At 67.7% G+C, this 24,502-nt stretch carries 18 protein-coding genes; 10 read left to right on the top strand and 8 right to left on the bottom strand.

Features of this window, described 5'->3' with window-relative positions:
* Nucleotides 1-2: 2 nt before the first annotated feature.
* The 5 genes from BBX35_RS11385 to BBX35_RS11365 form a co-directional block, all read right to left on the bottom strand.
* Nucleotides 3-1,109, bottom strand: a complete 1,107-nt coding sequence (locus BBX35_RS11385) for an ABC transporter permease (RefSeq protein ID WP_067220057.1) — start codon at nucleotides 1,107-1,109, stop codon at nucleotides 3-5.
* Nucleotides 1,106-2,644 (bottom strand): ABC transporter ATP-binding protein, encoded by a 1,539-nt coding sequence (locus tag BBX35_RS11380; protein WP_067220054.1) that lies wholly within the window; start codon nucleotides 2,642-2,644, stop codon nucleotides 1,106-1,108. The genes BBX35_RS11385 and BBX35_RS11380 overlap by 4 nt, the downstream gene beginning before the upstream one ends.
* The gene (locus tag BBX35_RS11375; protein WP_067220053.1) at nucleotides 2,641-3,636 is read right to left on the bottom strand and encodes a BMP family lipoprotein; all 996 of its coding nucleotides are present in this window, start codon (nucleotides 3,634-3,636) and stop codon (nucleotides 2,641-2,643) included. Before BBX35_RS11375 ends, BBX35_RS11380 begins: the two co-directional genes overlap by 4 nt.
* A gap of 79 nt (nucleotides 3,637-3,715) precedes the next feature.
* A complete protein-coding gene (locus BBX35_RS11370) occupies nucleotides 3,716-4,708 on the bottom strand; it encodes a BMP family lipoprotein (protein ID WP_067221440.1) in 993 nt (330 codons plus the stop codon).
* Nucleotides 4,709-4,744: 36 nt separating this feature from the next.
* The gene (locus BBX35_RS11365; RefSeq protein ID WP_208979827.1) at nucleotides 4,745-5,722 is read right to left on the bottom strand and encodes a sugar-binding transcriptional regulator; all 978 of its coding nucleotides are present in this window, start codon (nucleotides 5,720-5,722) and stop codon (nucleotides 4,745-4,747) included.
* Between the two features lie 578 nt (nucleotides 5,723-6,300).
* Here BBX35_RS11365 and BBX35_RS11360 point away from each other — a divergent pair.
* From BBX35_RS11360 to hrpB, 4 genes are all read left to right on the top strand, one after another.
* Nucleotides 6,301-7,173: a DUF1194 domain-containing protein gene (locus tag BBX35_RS11360; protein ID WP_083206233.1), complete on the top strand. Its 873-nt coding sequence runs from the start codon at nucleotides 6,301-6,303 to the stop codon at nucleotides 7,171-7,173.
* 217 nt (nucleotides 7,174-7,390) lie between these two features.
* Nucleotides 7,391-7,801, top strand: a complete 411-nt coding sequence (locus tag BBX35_RS11355) for a methylglyoxal synthase (protein ID WP_256431572.1) — start codon at nucleotides 7,391-7,393, stop codon at nucleotides 7,799-7,801.
* Nucleotides 7,801-8,856: a glucokinase gene (gene glk, locus BBX35_RS11350; RefSeq protein ID WP_067220048.1), complete on the top strand. Its 1,056-nt coding sequence runs from the start codon at nucleotides 7,801-7,803 to the stop codon at nucleotides 8,854-8,856. The genes BBX35_RS11355 and glk overlap by 1 nt, the downstream gene beginning before the upstream one ends.
* Nucleotides 8,853-11,354, top strand: coding sequence for an ATP-dependent helicase HrpB (hrpB, locus tag BBX35_RS11345; RefSeq protein WP_067220046.1), 2,502 nt, complete (start codon nucleotides 8,853-8,855; stop codon nucleotides 11,352-11,354). The genes glk and hrpB overlap by 4 nt, the downstream gene beginning before the upstream one ends.
* Nucleotides 11,355-11,380: 26 nt before the next feature.
* Here the strand turns inward: hrpB and putA are convergent, their stop codons facing one another.
* Nucleotides 11,381-14,524 (bottom strand): bifunctional proline dehydrogenase/L-glutamate gamma-semialdehyde dehydrogenase PutA, encoded by a 3,144-nt coding sequence (gene putA, locus BBX35_RS11340; protein WP_067220043.1) that lies wholly within the window; start codon nucleotides 14,522-14,524, stop codon nucleotides 11,381-11,383.
* 158 nt (nucleotides 14,525-14,682) lie between these two features.
* Here putA and BBX35_RS11335 point away from each other — a divergent pair, with 158 nt between their 5' ends.
* The 4 genes from BBX35_RS11335 to BBX35_RS11320 all read left to right on the top strand — a co-directional run bounded on the left by BBX35_RS11335 (nucleotide 14,683) and on the right by BBX35_RS11320 (nucleotide 18,866).
* Nucleotides 14,683-15,168 (top strand): Lrp/AsnC ligand binding domain-containing protein, encoded by a 486-nt coding sequence (locus tag BBX35_RS11335; protein WP_067220041.1) that lies wholly within the window; start codon nucleotides 14,683-14,685, stop codon nucleotides 15,166-15,168.
* Between the two features lie 104 nt (nucleotides 15,169-15,272).
* A complete protein-coding gene (locus tag BBX35_RS11330; RefSeq protein ID WP_083206232.1) occupies nucleotides 15,273-16,520 on the top strand; it encodes an ABC transporter substrate-binding protein in 1,248 nt (415 codons plus the stop codon).
* Nucleotides 16,521-16,551: 31 nt separating this feature from the next.
* Nucleotides 16,552-18,234, top strand: a complete 1,683-nt coding sequence (locus tag BBX35_RS11325; protein WP_067220038.1) for an ABC transporter permease — start codon at nucleotides 16,552-16,554, stop codon at nucleotides 18,232-18,234.
* Nucleotides 18,231-18,866, top strand: a complete 636-nt coding sequence (locus BBX35_RS11320; protein ID WP_067220036.1) for an ATP-binding cassette domain-containing protein — start codon at nucleotides 18,231-18,233, stop codon at nucleotides 18,864-18,866. The genes BBX35_RS11325 and BBX35_RS11320 overlap by 4 nt, the downstream gene beginning before the upstream one ends.
* Nucleotides 18,867-18,879: 13 nt before the next feature.
* Here BBX35_RS11320 and bfr read toward each other — a convergent pair whose 3' ends face one another.
* Nucleotides 18,880-19,365: a bacterioferritin gene (bfr, locus tag BBX35_RS11315; RefSeq protein WP_067220033.1), complete on the bottom strand. Its 486-nt coding sequence runs from the start codon at nucleotides 19,363-19,365 to the stop codon at nucleotides 18,880-18,882.
* The gene (locus BBX35_RS11310; protein ID WP_067220031.1) at nucleotides 19,355-19,588 is read right to left on the bottom strand and encodes a (2Fe-2S)-binding protein; all 234 of its coding nucleotides are present in this window, start codon (nucleotides 19,586-19,588) and stop codon (nucleotides 19,355-19,357) included. Before BBX35_RS11310 ends, bfr begins: the two co-directional genes overlap by 11 nt.
* Before the next feature lie 513 nt (nucleotides 19,589-20,101).
* Between BBX35_RS11310 and BBX35_RS11305 the strand changes: the two genes are divergently transcribed.
* Entirely contained in the window at nucleotides 20,102-21,817 is a 1,716-nt protein-coding gene (locus tag BBX35_RS11305; protein WP_067220029.1) for a methyl-accepting chemotaxis protein, read from the top strand.
* 190 nt (nucleotides 21,818-22,007) lie between these two features.
* Nucleotides 22,008-24,443, top strand: coding sequence for a methyl-accepting chemotaxis protein (locus BBX35_RS23785; RefSeq protein WP_067220026.1), 2,436 nt, complete (start codon nucleotides 22,008-22,010; stop codon nucleotides 24,441-24,443).
* Nucleotides 24,444-24,502: the final 59 nt, after the last annotated feature.

Genomic DNA, 24,502 nt, shown 5'->3' with positions numbered 1-24,502 from the left:
CCTCACGCGACCGGCGCCGGCCGGGCGGCCAGCACGCCGAAGATGCGAAGCAGCACCGGGCGGAACATGTGCTCCAGCGCCCCGGCGAACAAGATCACCAGCCCCTGGATGACGACGATCATGTCGCGGGTGATCGTCGGCATCTCGAAGGCCAGTTCCGCGCCGCCCTGATAGAGCATGCCGAACAGGATGGCGGCGAAGACGATGCCGATCGGATGCGCGCGGCCCATCAGGGCGACGGCGATGCCGACGAAGCCGTAGCCGGCCACGAACTCGATGAGCAGCCGGTGCTGCGAGCCCATGATCTCGTTGATCGCCATCATGCCTGCGAGACCGCCCGACATGAGCATCGTGACGACGGTGATGCGCAGCGGCGAAATGCCGGCATAGACGGCCGCGACCGGGTTGGCGCCGAAGGTGCGGATCTCGTAGCCGAGCCGGGTGCGCCAGACGACGACCCAGACGAGCAGACAGGCGGCGAGCGCCAACAGGAAGGAGAGGTTCACCGGCGCGGATCCGAAGTCCGTTCCGGGAAGCACATCCTGCAGCAGCGGCAGGCGGCCGCCGCTCTCGAAAGTCCGGGTTTCCGGCTGCATGGATCCCCGCTTCGACAGCAGGTTGACCAGCAGGTAGACCATCATCGAGGCGGCGATGAAGTTGAACATGATCGTGGTGATGACGACATGGCTGCCGCGCTTGGCCTGCAGCAGCGCCGGAATGAAGGCCCAGGCCGCGCCGAAGGCGGCCGCCCCGAGCACCGCGACGGGCAGCGTCACCCACCAGGGGACGTAGCGGTCAAGCGCAAGACAGGCCAGCGCAACGCCGAGGCCGCCCAGATACGCCTGCCCCTCACCGCCGATGTTGAACAGGCCGGCGTGAAAGGCGATGGCCACCGCAAGGCCGGTGAAGATGAAATTGGTCGCGTAGAACAGGGTGAAGCCGATGCCCTCGTTCCAGCCGAGAGAGCCCCACACCAGAACCTTGACCGCCTCGACCGGGTTCTCGCCGATCAGCAGCACCACCAGGCCCGAGACCAGAAAGGCCGCCGCGACATTGAGCGCCGGCATCAGCCCGTAGTCGACCCAGCGCGGAAGCTGTCCCGCCGTCATTCCGCCGCCTCCTGTCCGCTTGCACCCGCCATCAGCAAGCCCAGCTCGCTTTCCGCCGTCTCCGGTGCGCGCTCGCCGACCACCTGCCCGTCGAACATGACCAGCACCCGGTCGGCAAGCGCCCGGATCTCGTCGAGCTCGACCGACACCAGCAGAACGCCCTTGCCCGCATCGCGCAGGGCGACGATGCGCTTGTGAATGAACTCGATGGCGCCGATGTCGACGCCGCGCGTCGGCTGCCCGACGAGCAGGATAACCGGGTCGCGCTCGATCTCGCGCGCCAGCACGATCTTCTGCTGGTTGCCGCCGGAGAAGTTGGCAGTCTTCAGCATGCAGTCGGCCGGGCGGATGTCGTATTTCTCGATCTCGACCTTCGCTGCCGTGCGGATGCGGTCGAAATCGAGGAACGGACCGCGCCCGTAGGCCGGGTCGCGGTGATAGCCGAGAATGGCATTCTCGCATTCGGGAAAGCGGGTCACCAGCCCCATGCGGTGGCGATCCTCGGGCACATGCGCGAGCCCGAGTTCGCGCATATCAGCAGGATCCTTGGTTCCGCGTGAAAGATCGACCCGCGTTCCGTCGACAGTGACGGTTCCCGAAGTCACGGCACGAATGCCGGCAATCGCCTCCAGCAGCTCTGACTGGCCGTTGCCGGAGACGCCGGCAATGCCGACGATCTCGCCGGCGCGCACCTCCAGCGAGACGTTGCGCACGACATCGACGCCGCGCGTGTCGCGCACTGTCAGGTTCTCGACGGTGAGCACCGGTCGTCCCGGTTCGGCCGGCCCCTTCTCGACCTCCAGCAGCACGCGGCGGCCGACCATCAGCTCGGCAAGCTCGCCCATCGAGGTCTTCGATGTCTGACGGGTGGCGACGATCTCGCCACGCCGCATGACCGAGACCTCGTCGGTCACCGCCATGATCTCCCGCAGCTTGTGGGTGATCAGCAGCACCGTCTTTCCCTCGTCGCGCAGCACGCGCAGGATCCGGAAGAGGTGATCGGCTTCCGCAGGGGTGAGGACGCCGGTCGGCTCGTCCAGGATCAGGATGTCGGCGCTGCGGAACAACGCCTTGAGGATCTCCACCCGCTGCTGCAGGCCGACGGGAAGGTCCTCGATCAGCGCGTCGGGATCGACCTTGAGGTCGTAATCGTCGGCAAGGCGCTTCAGCTCGGCCCGCGCCTTGGACACGCCGCCGGCGAGCAGCGCTCCGCCCTCGGCGCCCAGAATGATATTCTCCAGCACGGTGAAGTTCTCCACCAGCATGAAGTGCTGATGGACCATACCGATGCCCAGCGCGATGGCCGCCTGGCTGGAGGAGATCGAGACCTGTTTGCCGTCGACGCGAATCTCGCCGGAATCGGCGTGATAGAAGCCGTAGAGGATCGACATCAGCGTCGACTTGCCCGCACCGTTCTCGCCGACGATGCCGTGGATCGAGCCCTTGCGGACCTTCAGGTGGATGTCCTTGTTGGCGTGGACCTGTCCGAAGCGCTTGTCGACGCCGACGAGTTCGATGGCAAGCTGGTCGCTCACAGCGGGCACTCCCCGTCGCTGGCCGCATCGTGCACGGTGATCGTGCCGTCTGCGATCCGTGCAGCTGCCTCGCCGGCCGCCGCCTCCATCTGCGCGGTGACGAGCGCGCGGTTGTTGTCGTCGATCACCCAGTCCATGCCGCCTTCCGCAAGGCCGAGCACCTCGATGCCGGCGCTCCACGTACCGGCCTTTGCGTCGGCGAAGTTGCGGTAGACCGCGACATCGACACGCTTGCGGATCGAGGTAAGGACCCGGCCCGGGTAAAGGCCGTTCTGGTTGCTGTCGGTGCCGATGCCGAGAACCCCGGCATCGGCCACCGCCTGCAGAACCCCGATGCCGGTGCCGCCGGCTGCCTGGATGATGACGTCGGCGCCGCGGTTGATCTGGCCGCGCGCGAGCTCGGCACCCCGGGCCGGATCGGCAAACGCCGCCGGCGTATCGCCCGTCATGTTGAAGAGGACGCGGATGTCGGGGGAGACGGAGGCCGCACCCTGCCGGTAGCCGCAGAGGAACCGGCGGATGATCGGAATGTCCATGCCACCGACGAAACCGATGGTCCCGGTCTTCGAGGCCATCGCCGCCAGCAGGCCGGCGATATACGAGCCCTCGTGCTCGCGAAAGACGACCGAGCGCACGTTGGGAGCCTCGACCACCATGTCGACGATGGAGAAATCCGTCTGCGGGAAGTCCTTCGACGCCGACGCGACCGCGGCGGCCTGATTGTAGCCGATGGCAACAACCGGCTCGGCGCCGCGCGCGGCAAAGCCCCGCAGCGCCTGCAGGCTGTCGGCGTCGCGGACGATCTCGAAGTCCCGGTAGGGCTCGCCGGTCTCGGCCGAAAACCGCTCGGCGCCACGGAACGCGGCCTCATTGAACGAGCCGTCGAACTTGCCGCCGACGGAGTAGACCAGGGCCGGCTCACCCAGGGCGGGTGTCGCCACAAGGCCTGCCGCAAGGGCGAGAACCGCAACGGTTTTCTGGATAGGCGTCATCACCGCTGTTCCGCGTTGCTCGCCCCGCGATGCGAGGCAGCGCGCGCTGCGGACGGGGCCCGCAGCGCGCCTTCTCCCGTCAGAACGGGCAGCTTTCGGTCGCCATGTAGTCGTGGACGACGATCTTGCCGGAGATGATGTCGGCCTTGGCCTGGTCGACAGCCGCCTTCATCTCGTCGGTGATCAGCGCCTTGTTGTTGTCGTCGAGCGCCCAGTCGACGCCATCCTCGGCAAGACCGAGCGAGTAGACGCCCGAGGTCCAGTTGCCGTCCTTGGCGTCAGTGAAGGCCTTCTCGACCGCAACGTCGACGCGCTTCAGCATCGAGGTCAGCACCTTGCCCGGATGCACGGCGTTCTGGTTGCTGTCGACGCCGATGCCGAGCTTGCCGGCATCCGCCGCGGCCTGCAGCACACCCAGACCCGTGGCGCCGGCAGCGTGGTAGATCACGTCCGCGCCACGGTCGATCTGCGACTTGGCGAGCTCGCCGCCCTTGACCGGATCGTTGAAGGCAGCGCCGGTCGAACCGGTCATGTTCTCGAGGATCTCGATGTCTGCGTTGGTTTCCTTGACACCCTGCTTGTAGCCGCAAGCGAACTTGCGGATCAGCTGGATGTCCATGCCGCCGACGAAGCCGACCTTGCCGCTCTGCGAGGCCATCGCCGCGAGCTTGCCGACGATATAGGAGCCTTCATGCTCCTTGAAGACGATCGAGCGGACGTTCGGCAGGTCGACCTTTTCATCGACAATGGCGAACTGGGTGTCCGGGAATTCCTTGGCGACCTTCGTCAGCGCATTGGCATGAAGGAAGCCGATGGCGATCACCGGGTTGGCGCCGCGGCGCGCGAAGTTGCGCAGCGCCTGTTCGCGCTGGCTGTCGTTCTGGATCTCGAAATCGCGATAGTCGATGCCGGTGTCGGCCTTGAACTTCTCGGCGCCGATGAAGGCCGCCTCGTTGAAGGACTTGTCGTTCTTGCCGCCCAGATCATAGACGACCGCCGGCTGGATCTCCTGGGCCAGCGCCGTACCGGCGAGCAGGACAGCCGCGGCCGCCCCGAGGATCACGCTTTTCATCACCATGACTTACCTCCACCTGTTCTGCCGCCGGCGTCATGCCGAGCGGGCTTGTCTGATTCCTTCCGCGACGGACAGGGCCCGGCCCAGGCTCTCGTCGACGATCAGGTCCGTGATCAGCCCCGCGCGCAACGCCGCGCGCGTGGCCTCAAGCTTGCCGAGCCCGCCGGCGAGCGCGACGATGCGCGCGCCGCGAACGGCCTCGAAGGGCAGCCCGACGGCCTTGTCGCCGAGCTTGGCCGGCACAAGGCGCCCGTCGCGGCCGATGAAACGCCCCATCAGGTCGCAGACCGCGCCGGTCGCGATCAGGTCGCGCTGCTCCTCGCGCAAGATGAGGTCGCGACTGATGAGATGCCCGTCATCCTCCACCGAGCCGATGCCGATGACGAAGAGATCGGAGGCGCGCGCACGCTCAAGAAGCGCCTGGACGCTGCGCTGGCCGAGAAACGTGTCGCGCTCGGCGACGGTCTCGGCGAGGTACGGCACGGGCAGATAGTAGCCTTCGCCGCCCGTGCGTTCGGCCAGTTGCTGGACGACGTCGAACGGGTTGGCGGAGAGCTTTCGCGTCAGCGAGCCGGAAATCGAAACGATGCTGAGATCCGGGCGCTGGATGCGCGGCATCATCTCCACCGCGGCCTTGAGCGTGCGCCCCATGCCGACGCCCAGCTGGACGAGCGAAGGATTGGCAAGCAGACTGGCAAGATGCGGGCCGGCCACCTCGGCGATGGCCCGGATCGCGGACGCATCGTCGCCGCCGCCTATATCGGGAGCGATCAGGCAGGAGGAGAGGCCATGGGCATCCACCAGCGCCGCTTCGATCTCCAGGCAGTCCGAGGGTCGGTCGGCGATCTGGAAGCGGACGAGCCCGGTCTTCTGGGCATGGGCGATGAGCCGGTGGACACGCGCTGTCGAGATGCCGAGACGCTCCGCGATCTCGCCCTGCGTCGCTCCGCCGACGAAGGACATCCACGCGGCGCGGATCGCCATGTCTGTTGTCCAGTCGCCAGCCTGCATGCCCGTGTCCGTCGTCCCGCATCAACAGGGACGGCCACCGCGCAGCGCATGCCGCGTCGGAACGAAACGCCGGACCCCTCACCCGTGGCTGAAAATTTCTTCAGCTCTTGAGATTTCTTTCATTCAGACTGCATGAGCCCCCAGCCGAGGTCAAGCGCCTTCGCAAGAGAAGCTGGCGGCGCCCGGCAAATTTTGCCGACCGCCCGGCAGGAACTGCCCAGGTTTCTTGCAGATCGCCGCAGTTTGCCGAAAGGGCAGGCATCCTCCATCCCCAAGGACGCTGCGGAATGCGGCCCGAGAATCGTCGGGTCGGTTTCTTAACCGGCTGATCGCCATGAGCTATTGGCAGGCGCACAGGGTGCCACTCGGGCTCTGCCGCCGACGGAGTGCCCTCCCTCGCACAGACCCGTGCTTTCCGCGGCGTCTGGCACGGCTCTTGCTGATCTGTCCTTGTCGCCAGAGCGCCGGAAGGAGGCCGCAGGGGTGCGGTCGGGAGAGGGAACGGACGCAAGATAAGGCACACAACGAGGAGCGTCGGACAAGGCGGGAGCCCTTCATCGGTTGAAGGAGTTTCGACCATGTGCGTGCCACGTCTCTCCCCGACGGCAGGACACAGCCTGCCTGACCGCATCGCCCGCTCGTGCCTTGCACTCGCCGGCTGGCTCTTCTCCGCCCTCGTCCTTGCCGGACTGTCGGCCGTTTCGGCCGCAGCTGCCGGCAACGCCCCGCTGCTCGGCTATGGCTACGACCCCGATCGCGAGGTCGATGTCGAGCTGGTTCTGGCCGTCGACATCTCCCAGTCGATGGACAGGGAAGAGCAGGAAGTCCAGCGCGCCGGCTATGTCGCTGCCCTCACCTCGCCGCAGGTGATCGACGCGATCCGCTATGGCCCGACCGGCCGGATCGCGGTGACCTACATGGAATGGGGCGGCGCGGGCGAGCAGTTCATCGTCGCCGACTGGTCGGTGATTACCGACGCCCCTTCCGCAGCGGCTTTTGCCGCCAAGATCGCCGAGGCCCCGCTGCGCCAGCGCCAGCGCACCTCCATTGCTTCTGCCCTGTCGCAGGCAACCGCCATGGTCGCCGCCAACCGGTTCGAGGGCCTGCGCAAGGTCATCGACATTTCCGGGGACGGGCCCAACAACCAGGGTGGCAAGGTCGCGCTGTTCCGCGACCAGGCCATCGCCGCCGGCATCACCATCAACGGGCTTCCCTTGATGATGAAGTCCGAGCGCGATGCCTGGCAGTCCATGCTGAATGTCGACGCCTATTACGAGGACTGCGTGATCGGTGGCCCCGGCCACTTCTTCATTCCGGTGCGCTCGCGCGAGCAGTTTGCCGACGCCATCCGCATGAAGCTGGTTCTGGAGATCGCCGGCCTGATGCCGGAGACCGCGCTGGTGCACCGGGCGAGCGGACGCAAGCCGGTCAATTGCGGGCTCTACGATTGAGCCCCGCACTGTCCTGTTGGCAACGGCAGGCAGGGTGCCTTGCGGACGGGCCCGCAAGGAGAAGCCGGGCAGGACCGGCTTTCCACCCGGCGCGTAAGCGGGTACATCCTTGGAAAGGATACATATCCGCTTACGCACCTGACCTTGAAGAGCGAACAGGAACGCATTGACCGGACCCGCGAGCCCCCTGCCCGACACCCGTCCCGCCAAGCCCGCACTGGCGCTGGTTGCCCATGACGCGCGCAAGGACGAGATGGTCGCCTTCGCCAGGTCGCACGAGGACAAGCTCGGCTCCTTTCGCCTGGTCGCGACCGGCACCACGGGCGGACGGATCCTCGATGCCTGTCCCAGCCTGACCATCGAGCGGCTGAAAAGCGGCCCGCTCGGCGGGGACCAGCAGATCGGCGCGATGATCGCCGAGGGACGGCTGCAAGGGCTCATCTTCCTCGTCGACCCGCTGTCGCCCATGCCGCACGATGTCGACGTCAAGGCGTTGATGCGCCTTGCCCTCGTCTACAACATCCCGATGGCGCTGAATCGGGCAACGGCCGATATCCTGCTGCGCTCGGCGCGCCTTGCCGGCCTGCCCACCACCTCGACAACTCCCGAGATCATACCCCAGGCGTGATGACCCTTTCCCCGCCCAGTCTCCGCGGTTTTCGCTTTCCCGTGCTGGTCGCCGACATCGGCGGAACCAATGCGCGCTTCGCGATGGTCACCGACACCCATGCGGCGACCAGGGTCTATGGCTCGGTGCCGACCGCCGGCTTTCCCGGCCTCGCCGAAGCCGCCATCGCCACGGTGCTGAACCACACTTCGGTGATGCCGCGTACCGCGGTGCTGGCGGTGGCGGGCCCGGTCACCGGCGACCGCATTCCTATGACCAATGCCGACTGGGTGATCGAACCGCTGGACCTGATCCGCCGGCTCGGCCTGGAAAGCGTCGTGGTGCTCAACGACTTCGAGGCGCAGGCGCTGGCCCTGCCGGGACTGGAGGGCGACGACGTCCGCCAGATCGGCGGCGGGACGGCACAGGCGAACGGAGCCAAGGTGGTTCTCGGCCCCGGCACGGGACTTGGCGCCGCGGCGATGATCCACACGGCCGGCACCTGGATCCCGATCCCCGGCGAAGGCGGACACATGGAGCTCGGCCCCGTCTCCGAGACCGACTACCGGGTGTGGCCGCATATCGAGCGGCAGGAGGGGCGGATCGGCGCCGAACGCATCATCAGCGGGTCCGGCCTTTTGCGGCTGTCGCGGGCCGTGGCGGCGGAGGCTGGGACCCAGCGCGCCTTCGAGCGCCCGCGCGACGTGACCGAGGCTGCCGATGCCGGCGACGAGATCGCCCTGCGCACGATGGACATCTTCGTGCGGGCGCTCGGCCGGGTCGCCGGCGACTTCGCCCTCACCTTCCTGGCGCGTGGCGGCGTCTTTCTCGGCGGCGGCATTCCCGGCCGCATCGACACCTATCTGGCCGATCCCGCCTTCCGCGCCTCCTTCGAGGCAAAGGCCCCGCATTCCGCGCTGCTCGCCACGATCCCGACCTTCCTGATCCGCCACAGCAATCCGGCGCTGGAGGGCCTTGCAAGCTTCGCCCGCACCCCGACGCTCTTTGCGGTGGAGCTTGAGGGCCGGCACTGGAGCCTCGGCGGCGCAACAGGCCCTGCCGCGACCCCGGAATGAGCGAGACTGCCGCAACGCGCCCGCCGCTTCCCATCGATGCGGTGCTGCCGGATCTGCTCGCCGCGCTCGATACGCACACATCCTGCGTCCTGGTTGCCGAGCCCGGCGCAGGCAAGACCACGGTCGTGCCGCTGGCCTTGCTCGACGCCAAATGGCGCGGCGACGGGCGCATCATCGTGCTGGAGCCGCGGCGGCTCGCGGCCCGCGCCGCGGCTGCCCGCATGGCCTCGCTGCTCGGCGAGGAGGTCGGCGGACGGGTCGGCCTCAGGGTGCGGCTGGAGACGAAGGTCTCGGCCCGCACGCGCATCGAGGTGGTCACCGAGGGCGTCTTCACCCGGATGATCCTCGAGGACCCCGAGCTTTCGGGCATTGCCTCCATTCTCTTCGACGAGTTCCACGAGCGGTCGCTGGACGGCGATCTCGGCCTTGCCCTGGCACTCGATGCGCAGGGGGCCCTGCGCGAGGACCTGCGCATCGTACCGATGTCCGCGACCATTGATGCGGCGGGCGTTGCCAGCCATCTCGGCGGTGCGCCGGTGATCCATTGCAAGGGTCGCAGCTTTCCGGTCGAGACCCGCTATCTCGGACGCGATGGCGACCGCGACATCGCAGCTCAAGTGGCAAGTGCGGTGCGCAAGGCGCTGGCGGAAGAGACCGGCTCGATCCTCGCCTTCCTGCCCGGGCAGGGCGAAATCCGCCGTGCCGCCGACATGCTCGGCCCGCAACTGCCGGCCGATGCCGACCTTGCCCCGCTCTACGGCGCCCTCACCGGCGCCGAACAGAATGCCGCTATTCGCCCGGCGGCAAACGGCCGACGCAAGGTGGTGCTCGCCACCTCCATCGCCCAGACCTCGCTGACCATCGAGGGCGTGCGCGTCGTCATCGACAGCGGCCTCGCCCGCGTGCCGGTCCATGAGCCGGCAACCGGTCTGACAAGGCTCGCGACCGTGCGGGCCTCGCGCGCCGCCGCCGACCAGCGGCGCGGCCGTGCCGGGCGCATGGAGCCGGGCATCTGCTATCGCCTGTGGGACGAGGCGCAGACCGCCTCATTGCCGGCAGACGACAGGCCTGAGATCCTGGAGGCGGACCTCTCCAGCCTGGCGCTCGACCTGGCCGCATGGGGCGTGAGCGATCCCGGCAGCTTGCGCTTTCCCGACCAGCCCCCGGCGGCTGCCTGGAGCGAGGCGGTCGGCCTGCTGCAGCGGCTGGAGGCACTCGACGACACAGGACGCCTGACGGCGGAGGGCGAGCGCATGCGCGCCCTGCCCCTTGCGCCCCGGCTCGCGCATATGCTGGTGCGGGCAGCGGAAACGGGAGAGGGCCGGCTTGCTTGCGAGATTGCGGCCCTCCTTTCCGAACAGGGGCTCGGCGGGCGCTCGGCCGATATTCGCCATCGCCTGATAGACTTCCGCCGCGCCCGCGATCCGCGCAGCACGGCCGCGCGCGGCATGGCCCAGCGCTGGCAGTCGTTGATCGCCAAGGGATCGAAAGCAAAGACCGAGCCGCCCGCGGCAGGCGACACGGAAGCGGCAGGCAGGCTGCTGGCGCTTGCCTATCCCGACCGTGTGGCGCAGGCGCAGGACGGGCGCGGCGGCTTTCGCATGGCCAATGGCCGGGGCGGCCGCGTCGACGAAGCCGATCCGCTGGCCCGCGAGCCGTTTCTCGTCGTCGCCGACCTGCAAGGCAATGCCGCGCGCGGACGCATCCTGCTTGCCGCCCCGATCTCGCGTGAGGAGATCGAACAGCTTTTTGCCGGCGAGATCGAGGACGAGGTTCAGGTCGCCTGCGAGGCCTCCGGCTCTGTCCGGGCCCGGCGGGTGCGCCGTTATCGCCGGCTGGTGCTGCGCGAGGCCGTAGAACCCAATCCCGATCCGGAAACCATAGCCTCAGCCCTTCTCGCCTTTCTCAAGACCCGCGGCGCGCGGGCCCTGCCCTGGAGCAAGGCCCAGGCGGCCCTGCGTGCTCGCGTCACCACGTTGCGCGGGCTGCTGCCGGCCGCCGAAGCCGAGGCCTGGCCGGACCTTGGCGACGATGTCTTGAGCGAAACCATGGACGCGTGGCTCGGCCCCTATCTCGCCGGGCTGCGCAGCGCATCGGCGCTCGATGCGGAGATCCTCGGTAATGCGCTCGCGGCCCTGCTGCCGCAACACCGGCTGGGGGAGCTCGACCGGCTGCTGCCGAGCCATTTCTCCGCGCCCTCGGGATCGCATGTCCCGATCGACTACGACCGCGAGGAAGGGCCCACTCTGCCCATCCGGGTGCAGGAGCTTTTCGGCCTCGACCGGCATCCGGCAATTGCGGGAGGCAGCGTGCCGCTGATCCTGGAGCTGCTGTCGCCGGCCCACCGGCCGATCCAGATCACCCGCGACCTGCCCGGCTTCTGGCGCGGATCCTGGGCCGCGGTGAAAGCGGAAATGAAGGGGCGCTATCCCAAGCATCCCTGGCCGGACGACCCGTTGTCGGCGGCCGCGACCAACCGGGCCAAGCCGCGCAAGTAGCGCAAGCCTGGCCCGGTCGGCGTCTTTCAGTCTTCCTCAGCCATGGCGATCAGGCTGGCATTGCCGCCGGCTGCCGCCGTGTTGATCGAGACCACCTGTTCGAGCGCGAAGCGGCCGAGATAGGCCGGGCCGCCGGCCTTCGGGCCGGTGCCGGACAGGCCGGATCCGCCGAAGGGCTGGGTGCCCACCACCGCGCCGATGGTGTTGCGGTTGACATAGACATTGCCGACCGAAAGCCGGTCGACGACGGCCGCCACCGTCGCGTCGATGCGGCTGTGCACGCCGAGCGTCAGGCCGTAGCCGGTCGCCGCGATGGTCTCCAGCATCTTCGGCAGGTCGGACGCCTTGTAACGCACCACATGCAGGATCGGGCCGAAGGTCTCCCTGGTCAGCGCGTCGGGCCGGTCGAGCTCGACGATATGCGGTGCCACCCAGGTTCCGCGCGCCAGGGTGCCGCCGGGCGCCTCGCCGGCGTAAAGCACCTTCTGGCTCCGGCGCATCTCTTCGACATGGGTCAGCAGGCGGTCGCGGGCCTCGAGATCGATCACCGGGCCGATATCGGTCGCCGGATCCGCCGGATCCCCGAGCGACAGCTCGCTCGCCGCGCCCTTCAGCATTTCCAGCTGCTTGTCCGCGACATCTTCCTGCAGATAGAGCAGGCGGAGCGCGGAGCAGCGCTGGCCGGCGGAGCGGAAGGCCGACATCATCACATCGTCGCAGACCTGCTCGGGCAATGCCGTCGCGTCGACCAGCATGGCGTTGATGCCGCCGGTCTCGGCGATCAGCGGCACGATGGGACCGCGCTTGGCTGCGAGCGAACGGTTGATCGCCCAGGCGGTCTCGGTCGAGCCGGTGAAGGCGACGCCGGCAACGCGCGGCTCGGCCACCAGCGCCGCGCCCAGCTCGCGCCCGCCCGGCGCAAGAATGAACACGTCTTCCGGCACGCCCGCGGCATGGATCAGCTTCGCCGCTTCGAAGGCGATCAGCGGGGTCTGCTCCGCTGGCTTGGCGATCACCGCATTGCCGGCCAGCAGCGCTGCGGTGATCTGGCCGAGGAAGATCGCCAGCGGGAAGTTCCAGGGCGAGACACAGACGAAGACGCCGCGGCCGCGCAGACGGTAGCGGTTTTCCTCGCCGGTCGGTCCAGGCATCAAGGTGCCTTCGCCGAACTGCTTCACCGCCTCGGCCGCGTAGTAGCGGCAGAAGTCCACCGCCTCACGCACTTCGGCCAGTCCGTCGGGCAAGGTCTTTCCGGCCTCTCGGGCGAGCAGCGCCATCAGCCTGGGCGTTTCCGCCTCCAGCATGTCGCCGAGCCGGGCAATGGCCGCCGCGCGCTGGTCGACGGGCGTGCGCGACCAGCGGGCAAAGCCCTTCAGCCCTGCATCGAACATCGCCGGCAACTCGTCGGCCGAGGCCTCGCGCACGGTGCCCGCGCGGGTCGCGCCATCGACCGGGGACAGGACCGAGCGTTCGTTGCCGCGCGCCTTGGCGCCTGGATAGAGCGGGCCTGCGCCCTCGACCTGGCGCGGGGCCTTGGCCATGTCCTCGACCAGCCGGGAGCGGTCGCGGGCAAGGCCGAACTCCAGGCCCTTCGAGTTGTTGCGGCTCTCGCCGTAGAGCGCGGCCGGCAGCGGGATACGTGGATTGCGGGCGCGGGTACCCCCGGCCAGGAGGTCGTGCGGGCGGGCCAGCAGCCGCGAGATCGGCACGGAGGAATCGCCCACCGCCGAGACGAAGGACGAGTTGGCGCCGTTTTCCAGCAGGCGGCGGACCAGATAGGCGAGCAGATCGCGATGGCCGCCGACCGGCGCGTAGATGCGGCAGGGATGCCCGTCGCGCTCGGTCACGGTCTTGTACAGGCTCTCGCCCATGCCGTGCAGGCGCTGGAACTCGAAGCCGCCCTCGTTGCCGGCCATGGCGATGATCTGCGCGACCGACAGCGCATTGTGGGTGGCGAATTGCGGATAGATGCGCGGCCGGGCGCCGAGCATCGCCCGGGCGCAGGCGAGATAGGAGAGGTCCGTCGCCGCCTTGCGCGTGAAGACCGGGAAGTCCTCAAGGCCACGCTCCTGCGCGCGCTTGATCTCTGTGTCCCAATAGGCACCCTTGACGAGGCGCACCATGAAGCGGCGATCCAGCCGCTCGGCGAGGCTGATGATCCAGTTGACCGCTTCCAGCGCCCGCTTCTGGTAGGCCTGGATGGCAAGGCCGAAGCCGTCCCAGCCGGCGAGCGAGGGATCGGCCGCAACAGCCGCGAAGATGTCGAGCGAGATCTCCAGCCTGTCGGCCTCTTCCGCATCGACGGTGAAGTTCAGGTTATGGCGCTTGGCCGCCTGGGCGAGCTTGAGCAGCTGCGGCACCAGTTCATCGCGCACCCGGGTGCCCTTGACCGCCTCGTAGCGTGGATGCAGCGCGGAGAGCTTGACCGAAATGCCGGGACGGGCGGGCAGTTCGCCCTTGCCGGCGGCCGCACCGATGGCCTCGATCGCATCTGCATAGGATCGGAAGTAGCGCTCGGCGTCGCCAGCCGTGCGGGCGCCCTCGCCCAGCATGTCGTAGGAGTAACGGTAGCCTTTGGCTTCCTGCCCCTTCGCCCGCGACAAGGCGCCCTTGATGGTCTCGCCGAGCACGAACTGGTGGCCGAGGATGCGCATCGCCTGACGCGTCGCCGCACGCACCGCCGGCATGCCCATGCGCTTGACCAGCGAGGCGAGGATCGTGTTGGGCTGCTCGCCTGGATGCAGCAGGCGCGAGGTAACGCCAAGCGCCCAGGACGAGGCGGACACCAGCCAGGTGTCGGATGGGCCGCCCTCGGACTCGTCGAACCGGGCGGCGGCCAGCTTGTCCTCGATCAGCTTGTCGGCAGTGGCCGCATCCGGCACGCGCAGCAGCGCCTCGGCCAGCACCATCAGCGCCAGGCCCTCACGGGTCGACAGGCCGTATTCGCGCAGGAAGTCTTCGACGCCGCCGAGACCGCCAATGGCCGAGCGGATCGACTGGATGTAGCCGGAGGCGATGTCGTCGATCCGTGCTTCGGTCGCCTCGTCGAAGGCGACCTTGCCGAGCAGGCTGCGCACGGCGCTGTCGTCGGACGGCGCGAAAGTGGCGCGGAAGGGAGAGATATCGGTCTGCGACAGTGCAGCAGGCGCACGTTCCGGGGCAGGGCTCATGACGGCTCCAGGACAAGGGAGGACACGCAGGCGGCGGACGATCCGTCCGGCCGCATTACCCCCGAAGAAACGCTCGCCTCCCGGGGGTTTATCCCATTATACTGCCGTATATGCCGTGAATTCCGGCAAAGATTGGCATTCATAATGGAATATAACCCGTGAAATCGGAAACTGCCGCACAATCCACGGAACTTGATCGGATCGACCGCCGTATCCTCGAAGTGCTGCAGGTCGACGGGCGCATCACCACCACGGACCTTGCCGCGAAAGTGAACCTTTCCCCGACCGCCACGGCCGAACGGATGAAGAGGCTGATACGCGAGGGATACATCCTGCGCTTTTCCGCCGAGCTCGACCCCCTGCGTCTCGGCCAGGGGCTCCTGGTGTTCCTGCAGGTCAAGCTCGACCGGACGACGCCGGACGTCTTCGACGCCTTCGCGCGGGCGGTGAAGCGCGTGCCGCAGGTTCTGGAGTGCCACATGGTGGCCGGCGGCTTCGACTATCTGGTGAAGGCGCGCGTCTCCGACATGGCCGCCTATCGCAAGCTGCTGGCGGATGCGGTACTGGATCTTCCCGGCGTCCGCGAAACGCATACCTATGCGGTGATGGAAGAGATCAAGGACACGCATGTGCTGCCCCTGTAGCTGCCGGCCGTGCCGGAAGCAGGAACGGCAGCGTCACGAAGCCGTGTGTTGACCGTCAACGCAAGCGCTTGCGACACCATGCGAAACGGGAAGGGGAACTCCAGATGACCATCATTCGCCTGCTGTCGCGGCCTGTGCGCGGCGCCCTGCTGGCCGCAGCGCTGACCCTGCCGCTCGCACCTCTCGCAAGCCGTGCCGACGAGACCGTGGATCCGGCCGACTGGACGGAGGTGCTGGCAAAGGCGAAAGGGCAGACCGTCTACTTCCACGCATGGGGCGGAGAGCCGCGCATCAACGCCTATATCGCCTGGGCGGGCGAACAGCTGCAGCAGCGCCACGGCATCAAGGTGGAGCAGGTGAAGGTCGACGACACCGCCAATGTGGTCGCGCGCATCGTCGCCGAGAAGGCCGCCGGCCAGGAGAGCGGCGGCGCCGTCGATCTGGTGTGGATCAACGGCGAGAATTTCGTATCGCTGAAGAAGGCGGGTCTGCTGATGTCGCCGGGCTGGGCGACAAAGCTGCCGAACTGGCCGCTGGTCGACGTGGAGAACAAGCCCGCGGTCGTCACCGACTTCACCGAGCCGACCGACGGCCAGGAAAGCCCCTGGGGCATGGCCAAGCTCGTCTTCATGCATGACACGGCGACACTGGCGGAGCCGCCGAAGACGCTGGACGCGCTGGCCGAGCATGTGAAGGCCAATCCGGGGCGCTTCACCTATCCGCAGCCGCCCAACTTCCACGGCTCGACCTTCCTGAAGCAGGTGCTGGCCACCACCATCGCCGACCGGGCCAAGCTGTCGCGCCCTGTCGATCCGGCAAGCTTCGAGGCCGATGTCGCCCCGCTCTTCGCCTATCTCGACGCGTTGCATCCGAACATGTGGCGGCAGGGTCGCGCCTTCCCGCAGAACCAACCGGCCCTGCGCCAGCTGCTGGCCGACGGCGAGATCGACATCGCCTTCACCTTCAATCCCGCAGGTGCCTCCGCGGCCATCGCCGCCGGCGAGCTGCCCGAGACGGTGCGCACCTTCGTGCTGGACGGCGGCACCATCGGCAACGCCCATTTCCTCGCCATTCCGTTCAACGCCAATGCCAAGGCCGGCGCGCTCGTCCTTGCCGACTTCCTGCTGTCGCCGGAAGCGCAGGCGCGCAAGCAGGACCCGGCGATCTGGGGCGACCCGACCGTGCTCGCGGTCGAACGGCTGGAGGCGGCGGAGCGCGAGCGCTTCGCCGCACTCGATCTCGGCATCGCCACCCTGTCTCCGGAGGAGCTCGGGCCGGTGATCGAAGAGCCGCACGCCAGCTGGATGGTGGAGCTGGAGCGCGCCTGGACCGCTCGCTACGCCTCGCAGTGAGCCGGCAGCCCGCTGACAGGTCCGGCCGGTCATGTTGAGGCTGGCACCCCTCCTTGCGCTGGCCCTGATGCTGGGACCGGTGGCAGCCGGGCTCTTCGGCACGCTGCTGCCGGCCGTCGGCTATGTGCCGGCGCTCGGCGGTGAGACGGTGTCGCTCGCGCCGCTACGCATGTTCCTCGCCCAGCCCGGTATCGGCCTTTCAGCCGCGCTCTCGCTCGGCACGGGGCTGGCGGCAACGCTCGGCGCCTTCGCAGCCGTTGTCCTGTTCACTGCCGCCTTCGAAGGCACCCGCTTCTTTCGCGCGATGCGCCGGCTTCTTTCGCCGCTGATGGCCGTGCCGCATGCGGCGGCCGCCTTCGGCCTCGCATTCCTCATCACCCCTTCCGGCTTCGTCATGCGGCTGCTGTCGCCCTGGGCAACCGGCTTCCAGCGCCCGCCCGACGTGCTGATCGTCGGCGACCCGCTCGGGCTGACGATGACGCTCGGGCTGATGGCGAAGGAAGTCCCGTTCCTGTTCCTGATGCTTCTTGCCGCCCTACCGCAGGCAGACCCTGTGCGCAGCCGGCGGGTGGCGGCAAGCCTCGGCTATGCGCCGGTCGCCGCCTGGCTGACCACCGTGCTGCCGCGCATCTATCCGCAGATCCGCCTGCCGGTCTTCGCCGTGCTCGCCTACGCCACCTCCGTCGTCGACGTCGCGCTGATTCTCGGACCCACCACACCGCCGCCGCTGGCCGTGCGCCTGACCGCATGGATGAACGACCCCGACCTGTCGCTGCGCTTCATGGCCTCCGCCGGTGCGCTGGTGCAACTCGGCCTCAGCCTTTTCGCCATAGCAGTGTGGATCGTCGGCGAGCGACTTGCGGTGAAACTCGGCCGCCGCTGGATCGAGAGCGGCCGTCGCAGCGCGGCGGAGCATCTGGCAACCGCCCTTTCAGGGAGCGCCATGGCGCTGCTCGCCGCGGCAATGCTCTCAGGCCTTGCGCTTCTGGCCCTGTGGTCGGTGGCCGGCCCCTGGCGGTTTCCGGACACCTTCCCGCTCTCCTTCACTCTTCGCGCCTGGACGATGCACGGATATGCGGCAGTCGATGCGATTGCCACGACCATTGCCATCGCACTGCCGGTGATCGCCGTCGCCATCGCTCTCGTGCTTGCCAGTCTCGAGAACGAAACGCGCGAAGGCCGGGCCAGGCCGCGCCGGTCGCTGCTGCTGCTCTATCTGCCGCTGATCGTGCCGCAAATCGCTTTCGTCTTCGGCCTGCAGGTCCTGTTCCTGATGGCCGGGCTACACGACACTCTCCTTGCCGTCGCACTCGGCCACATGGTCTTCGTGCTGCCTTATGTCTTTCTGGCCCTGTCGGACCCCTGGCGCGCGGTAGACCCCCGTTACGGCCATATGGCCGGGGCGCTCGGCGCCTCGCCCGCGCGCACCTTCTGGCGGGTCCGGCTGCCGCTGGCGCGCAAGGCGGTGGCGACCGCCGCCGCGCTCGGCTTTGCCGTTTCCGTCGCACAGTATCTGCCGACGCTGCTGATCGGCGGGGGGCGGGTGTCGACAGTCACGACCGAGGCCGTGGCGCTGGCCGCCGGCGGCAACCGGCAACTGGTCGGCATCTACGCTCTTTTGCAGATGCTGCTTCCCTTTGCCGCCTTCCTGCTGGCAGCGGCAGTTCCCAGTGTCGCCCATCGGCGCCGGCGGGAGAACGAGACCACCGCATGACCGATGCCCTCATCTTCGACAAGGTTGCAATCACACTCGCAGGGCGTGACCTCATCTCGCTCGACCGCGCGATTGCGCCCGGCGAAGTGCTGACGGTGATGGGTCCCTCCGGCATCGGCAAGTCGACGCTGCTCGCCCACGCGGCCGGTTTTCTCGACCCAGCCTTCACCGCCGGCGGCCGGGTGCTCTCCGGCGACACGGATCTCACCAGCCTGCCGCCTTACCGGCGCCGGCTGGGGCTGCTGTTTCAGGATCCCTTGCTGTTTCCGCATATGAGCGTCGGCGAGAACATCGCCTTCGCCCTGCCGCCCGCACTGCACGGGCGGGCGAAGCGGCGACAGGCGGTCGCCGCCGCGCTTGCCGATGTCGACCTTGCCGGTTTTGAGGCGCGCGATCCGGCCACTCTCTCGGGCGGCCAGAAGGCCCGCGTCGCCCTGATGCGTGTGCTGGAATCACAGCCGCGGGCGCTGCTGCTCGACGAACCGTTCTCCCGGCTGGACGCCGCGCTGCGCGACCAGATCCGCCAACTCGTCTTCGCCAAGGCGCGCGAGCGCGGCCTGCCCGTGCTTCTCGTCACCCATGACCGGGCCGATGCGGACGCCGCTGGCGGCCCGGTGGTCGAATACGCCTGAGAAGCCCTTCGGCTCAGCCGGCCGCGTCGGCAGGCTCCGACTGCAGCAGGCCGTAGCGTTCGATGCCGATCTGCTCGATCAGCTGGAGCTGCGTCTCCAGATAGTCGATGTGGGCCTCCTCGTCGGTCAGGAGCTCCTCGAAGAGCACTTTCGAGACGTAGTCGCCGGCCGCAAGCGTCACCTCGCGCGCCTCCTTGTAGAGGGCCCGGGCGGAATACTCTCCGGCGAGATCCGCCTCCATCACGTCCTTCAGCGACTGGCCGATGCGCAGCGGATCGAGGCTCTGCATGTTGGGGAAGCCGCCCAGGAACAGGATCCGTGCGATGAGCCGGTCGGCATGCGCCCGCTCCTCCATCGACTCCTCCAGCTCCTTCGCTGCCAGCTTGCCGTAGCCCCAGTCGTCCAGCATGCGATGGTGCAGCCAGTACTGGTTGACGGCGGTCAGCTCATGCCGAAGGGCCTTGTTCAGATACTCGATTACCCTGGCATCACCCTTCATCGCGGTTCTCCCCCGCTGCCGGCGGCGTGCCCTTGTCCGCCGGTGCTTCCTCGTGAATGATCGGTATAATGGTGCTGAAGCAGCTGCCGCAACGCGGACGCTTGCCGAGTGCACGGAAAACAGCCCCCGGCGTCACGACCACCCGGTCGGGACCCGATTGCAGTTCGCGCGCGGCCTTGCGCAACTCCTTGTCCGTCAGGACATTGCAGGAACAGACGATCACGTTGGGTCACGGCCAGCCTCTCCGGCCGGCCCTCTTTATAAAGTTGAACTTTCGACACTACATATGGGACGCTCGGCCGCGATGCAAACCCGTTGCCTTGCGTCTGTCGCAACACCATGCCGCGCGGCGATACCGATGCCGCCTCATCCGGTCTCGAAAGCGCCAAGTCGCACTTTCCTTCACGCTCACAACCGCAGGGATCACAGGCGACTGCTCGCCCGGCCTTCGGCGCCGCGGCATTCGCCGTGCCGCTCGCCGTCTTGCCTGCCTCCAAGCGTAGAGTGAGCGCAATATTGTCCTGTCTTCAAGTGCTTATCGAACTGCTCTTGTTCATACAGAGACGCCGGAACTGTGCGGCAGCAGCGTGCAAGGCGGCTGGCCGAATGCTGCATCGCGGCGCTTTTCGGCAAACAAAGCAAGCTTTCAAGCAATAACTACAATTTTACACTTCGACACCATAACTCTCTCCCTAGTGGAATTACGAATGATCCTGCAAGGAAGGGAAGAACGGTCATGGGCCTGCTTTCGCGCCTGAATCTGGTCTCCATCGTTTCGATGGCCGCCGCCTTGATGATTGTTGCCGCACTCGGCACGGTAGGCACCGTCATCTACATGGTCATCTCCGACAGGATCACGCAGGACGCGGTTGCACGGCAGGATGCGAGCCTGCGCGTCGCGGCAACCATCGTCAGCCGCGACATGCCCGGCACATCCGTGACCTGGGGCGCGGACGGCAATGTCGAGCGCGTGGTGATGGAAAGCATTCCCGACGAGGTCGCCGAGCATTCGATGATCGACTCGATCGGGCGGATGACCGGCGAGACCGTCACCGTATTCAAGTGGGATGGAGAAAGCCGCGACTTCTGGCGCAAGACCACCAACATCATCAAGCCTGACGGCAAGCGCGCCGTCGGCACTCCCCTCGGCCAGAACGGCGCCGTCTACCCGGTCGTCACCAAGGGCCAGACCTTTCGCGGCGAGGCGGTAATTCTCGGCACGCCCTACTACACGATCTACGAACCGATCTATTCGCCGTCGGGCGAGATCTCCGGCATTCTCTATGCCGGCGTGCGCAAGTCGACGATCAATGCGCTGATGGACGCCGTCACCACCAAGCTGGCCATCGCCTTCCTGCCGATCCTTCTCGTTGCCGTCGGCTCGATGGCGCTGCTGACGCGCCGCCTGCTGAAGCCGATCCCCGAGCTCGCCGAAGTCGCCCATCGCATCGCCGACGACGACCTTGCCGTCGAGGTGCCCTACACCGCCCGCAAGGACGAGATCGGCCAGCTCGGCTCGGCCATCGACGTGCTGAAGGCCCGCGCTCTCGAGCGGCAGAAGCTCGCGGCCGACCGCGAGTCCTCCGTCGGCGAAAGCCGTCGTCGCCAGAGCGAGATCGACGGGCTCATCGCGGACTTCCGCGACAAGGTGCAGTCGCTGATCGGCACGGTGAGCGAGACGGCGAACGGCCTCGACGAGACCGCCCGCGCCCTCTCCGCCTCCGCCCAGGAAAGCGCCGAGCGTGCCAGCGAGACCTCGGAGGCCAGCTCCGCCGCCACCGGCAACGTCCAGACCGTCGCCAGCGCCGCCGAGGAGCTCTCCGCTTCCATCGCCGAGATCTCCCGCCAGGTCGGCCAGACCACCCAGGTCGTCGACCAGGCCACCCAGGGCACCCATTCCACCAACGAGAAGGTCGCAGGCCTTGCCGCCGCCGCCAACAAGATCGGCGAGGTCGTCTCGCTGATCCAGGCGATCGCAGAGCAGACCAACCTGCTGGCGCTGAACGCCACCATCGAGGCAGCCCGCGCCGGCGAGGCCGGCAAGGGCTTTGCCGTCGTCGCCGCCGAGGTCAAGGAGCTGGCCAACCAGACCTCCAAGGCGACCGAGGAGATCGGCGCCCAGATCGCCGCGATCCAGGGCTCGACCGGCGAGGCGGTCGCCGCCATCGGCGAGATCGCCCAGATCATGCAGGAAGTGAACGGCTACACCGCCTCCATCGCCTCCGCCGTCGAGCAGCAGGGCGCCGCCACCAGCGACATCTCCCGCTCGGTGCAGCAGGCGGCCGAAGGCACCGGCGCGGTGACCCGCAACATGGAGTTGCTCGCGCATACCGTCGACAGCACCTCGGCCGCCGCCGACAACGTCCTCGACGCATCCGGCGCCATGGCCCGCAACACCGATGCTCTGCGCGGCGAGATCGACAGGTTCCTGGCACGGGTTTCCGCTGCCTGAGCCACGCCTGCGGGGACAACCCCCGATTATATCCAGCATCATGCGGCGCGCCCCATCCCGGGCGCGCCGTTCCTTTTCAAGCCCTTGGAATCGCTAAAGTTGTTTTCCGGAGAAAATTCGCCAGCATTTTACCGAAGATTCACAGACGTCCGCCTAGGGTTCCACAACGAACGGGTGTGGAGGATCATGAATGTCCCGGCTGTTGCGCCTCATTGGCAATCTCGGATTTGCCGCCAAGATCGGCGGTGGCTTTGCAATCGTGCTGCTTCTCGCAGCCGTTCTCGGTGGTGTCGGCACCATGGCCATCGGTGGCCTGACCAGCCAGATGGACACGTCGCGAATCGCAACCGGCGTCGTCGCCAGCCTGCAGGAAGTTTCCGCGGCACGCGAAAGCTTCCTCCAGAGCCGCAAGGCGGAAGATGCCGAAAAGACCCAGGCTGCCGTGAGTGACCTCGCCAAGGAGCTGGAAGCTCTCAAGGCCTCGGTTGCCGGCGATGAGACCGCCAGCCGCGAAGTGTCCACCGCCATCGAGTCCGTCTCGGTGATGCGCAGCAACTTCTCCGACGTCGGGACCGAGACCAGCCGCCAGCAGGAGCTGAACGGCGAACTGGCCGCCTCGATTGCCCGCCTCGGCGAGCTGTCCAAGCAGATCAACGGCGACATGCAGATCGTCCGCCGCGATGCCAAGCGCGAAAGCCTGCGGGCCGCCGCCACCCGCCGCAAGGCAGACGACATCATCCGCTTCGTCGTGGCCCTGCGCGAAGAGGCGCTGCGCACTCAGTACATGTTCCTGCGTTCGACCACCTCGACCGCCGACGGCCTGCTGGAAGAGGCGATGGCCGAAGCCCAGAAGCTGCGCGACAATGCGCGTGCGCTGACCAATGCCCGCGTCGACGGCGTCGACCAGGCGAGCGTCGAGCTGCTGGCGAGCCGGTCCGGCGAACTGCAGGAGCAGTTCACCCAGCTTGCCGCAACCACGTCCTTCGCCGACGTTCACAAGCTGCGCGGCCAGGTCAACAAGACCCTGGAGGACATCGTCTCCGCGGCCAAGGAGGTCCAGACCTCCGCCTACAAGGCCATCGATGCGATCCAGCAGGATGTCCAGTCCCGCGACATCGCCTTGATCAAGGTCGACCTCGTTTCGGCCAATGCCAGCGATCTGTCGCGCCAGGCCCTTGCGGTGAAGTCGACGACGCTCGGTTTCCTCTCCGGCTTCGGCGACACGGATGCCGAGGGCGTGATGCGCGACATTTCCGAACTCAGCTTCGTCGCCGGAACGCTCGCCGCCTCGGCCAGCCAGTTCCCGGAAGTTGCCGAGAAGGTCCAGCTCGCACAGACCGAGATCGACGGCTACCGCACGTCCTTCGAGAACATGCTCAAGAGCCTTGAGGCCGTTCGCACGTCGTCGCAGCAGCTGGCCGGCGTCACCGCCGACATGCGCGGCCAGATCACCTCGCTCGCCAGCGAGCAGGCCGAGCGGGCTGCCAGCTCCGGCGCTGCCAGCTTCTGGACCATTGCGGTCACCCTGGCCAGCGTGGTTGGCCTCGGCATCGCCGTCGCCATCGTCCTGTCGCTCGCCATCACCCGCCCGACGCGCCGCCTGACCGAGATCATGGGTCGGCTTGCCGAAGGCGACACCGATGTGGAGATCGACGGAACCGAGCGCGGCGACGAGATCGGCGCGATGAGCCGCACGGTCGAAGTGTTCCGCGACAATGCCCGCGAGCGTGCCCGCATGCGCGAAGAGCAGGAGCTCGAGCAGCAGGCCGCCGCCGCCCGCCAGGCGCGCGTCGACGAGCTGATCGGCTCCTTCCGCGCGCAGGTCCAGGAGCTGCTGTCGTCCGTCGGCGACACCGCCGCCGGCATGGAAGCAACCGCTCGTGACCTGACGCGCATTGCCGGCGAAAGCGCCGGGCGCGCGGAGGAGACCACCCAGGCGAGCGGCGCGGCCACCCACAATGTGGAAAGCGTCGCCACTGCCGCCGAGGAACTCGCTGCGTCCATCGCCGAGATCGCCCGCCAGGTCGGCCAGACCACCGAGGTCGTCAACCAGGCGAGCCACGGCACCCGCCAGACCAACGAGAAGATCTCCGGTCTTGCAGCTGCCGCGCAGAAGATCGGCGAGGTCGTGACCCTGATCCAGGCGATTGCCGAGCAGACCAACCTGCTTGCTCTCAATGCCACCATCGAGGCGGCACGTGCCGGTGAAGCCGGCAAGGGCTTCGCGGTGGTCGCGGCCGAGGTCAAGGAACTGGCCAACCAGACCTCCAAGGCCACCGAGGAGATCGGCGCCCAGATCGCCGCGATCCAGGGCGAGACCAAGGAGGCCGTCGAGGCCATCGCCGCGATCACCCAGACGATGCAGGAGGTCGACAGCTACACCTCCGCCATCGCCGCTGCCGTCGAGCAGCAGGGTGCGGCGACCAACGAGATCTCGCGCAACGTCCAGAACGCGGCCGAGGGCACGACGTCGGTCACCAGCAACATGGGCGAACTGGCCAATGCGGTCGCCGAAACCAACGCTTCGGCGGACATGGTTCTCGTCGCGTCCAGCGATGTCGGCGAGAAGACGCGTCAGCTGCGCGCCCAGATCGACCGCTTCCTGAACGACGTTGCGGCGGCGTGATCCCGGTCAGCTGATAGCGGCTTGAGAATACAAGACAGCCCGGGTGGTTTATCCACCCG

Source organism: Stappia indica (assembly GCF_001696535.1).
GTDB classification, from domain to species: Bacteria; Pseudomonadota; Alphaproteobacteria; order Rhizobiales; family Stappiaceae; genus Stappia; species Stappia indica.
Note: the sequence above shows the minus strand (reverse complement) of the source record. Positions and strands in the feature narration are given on the sequence as shown.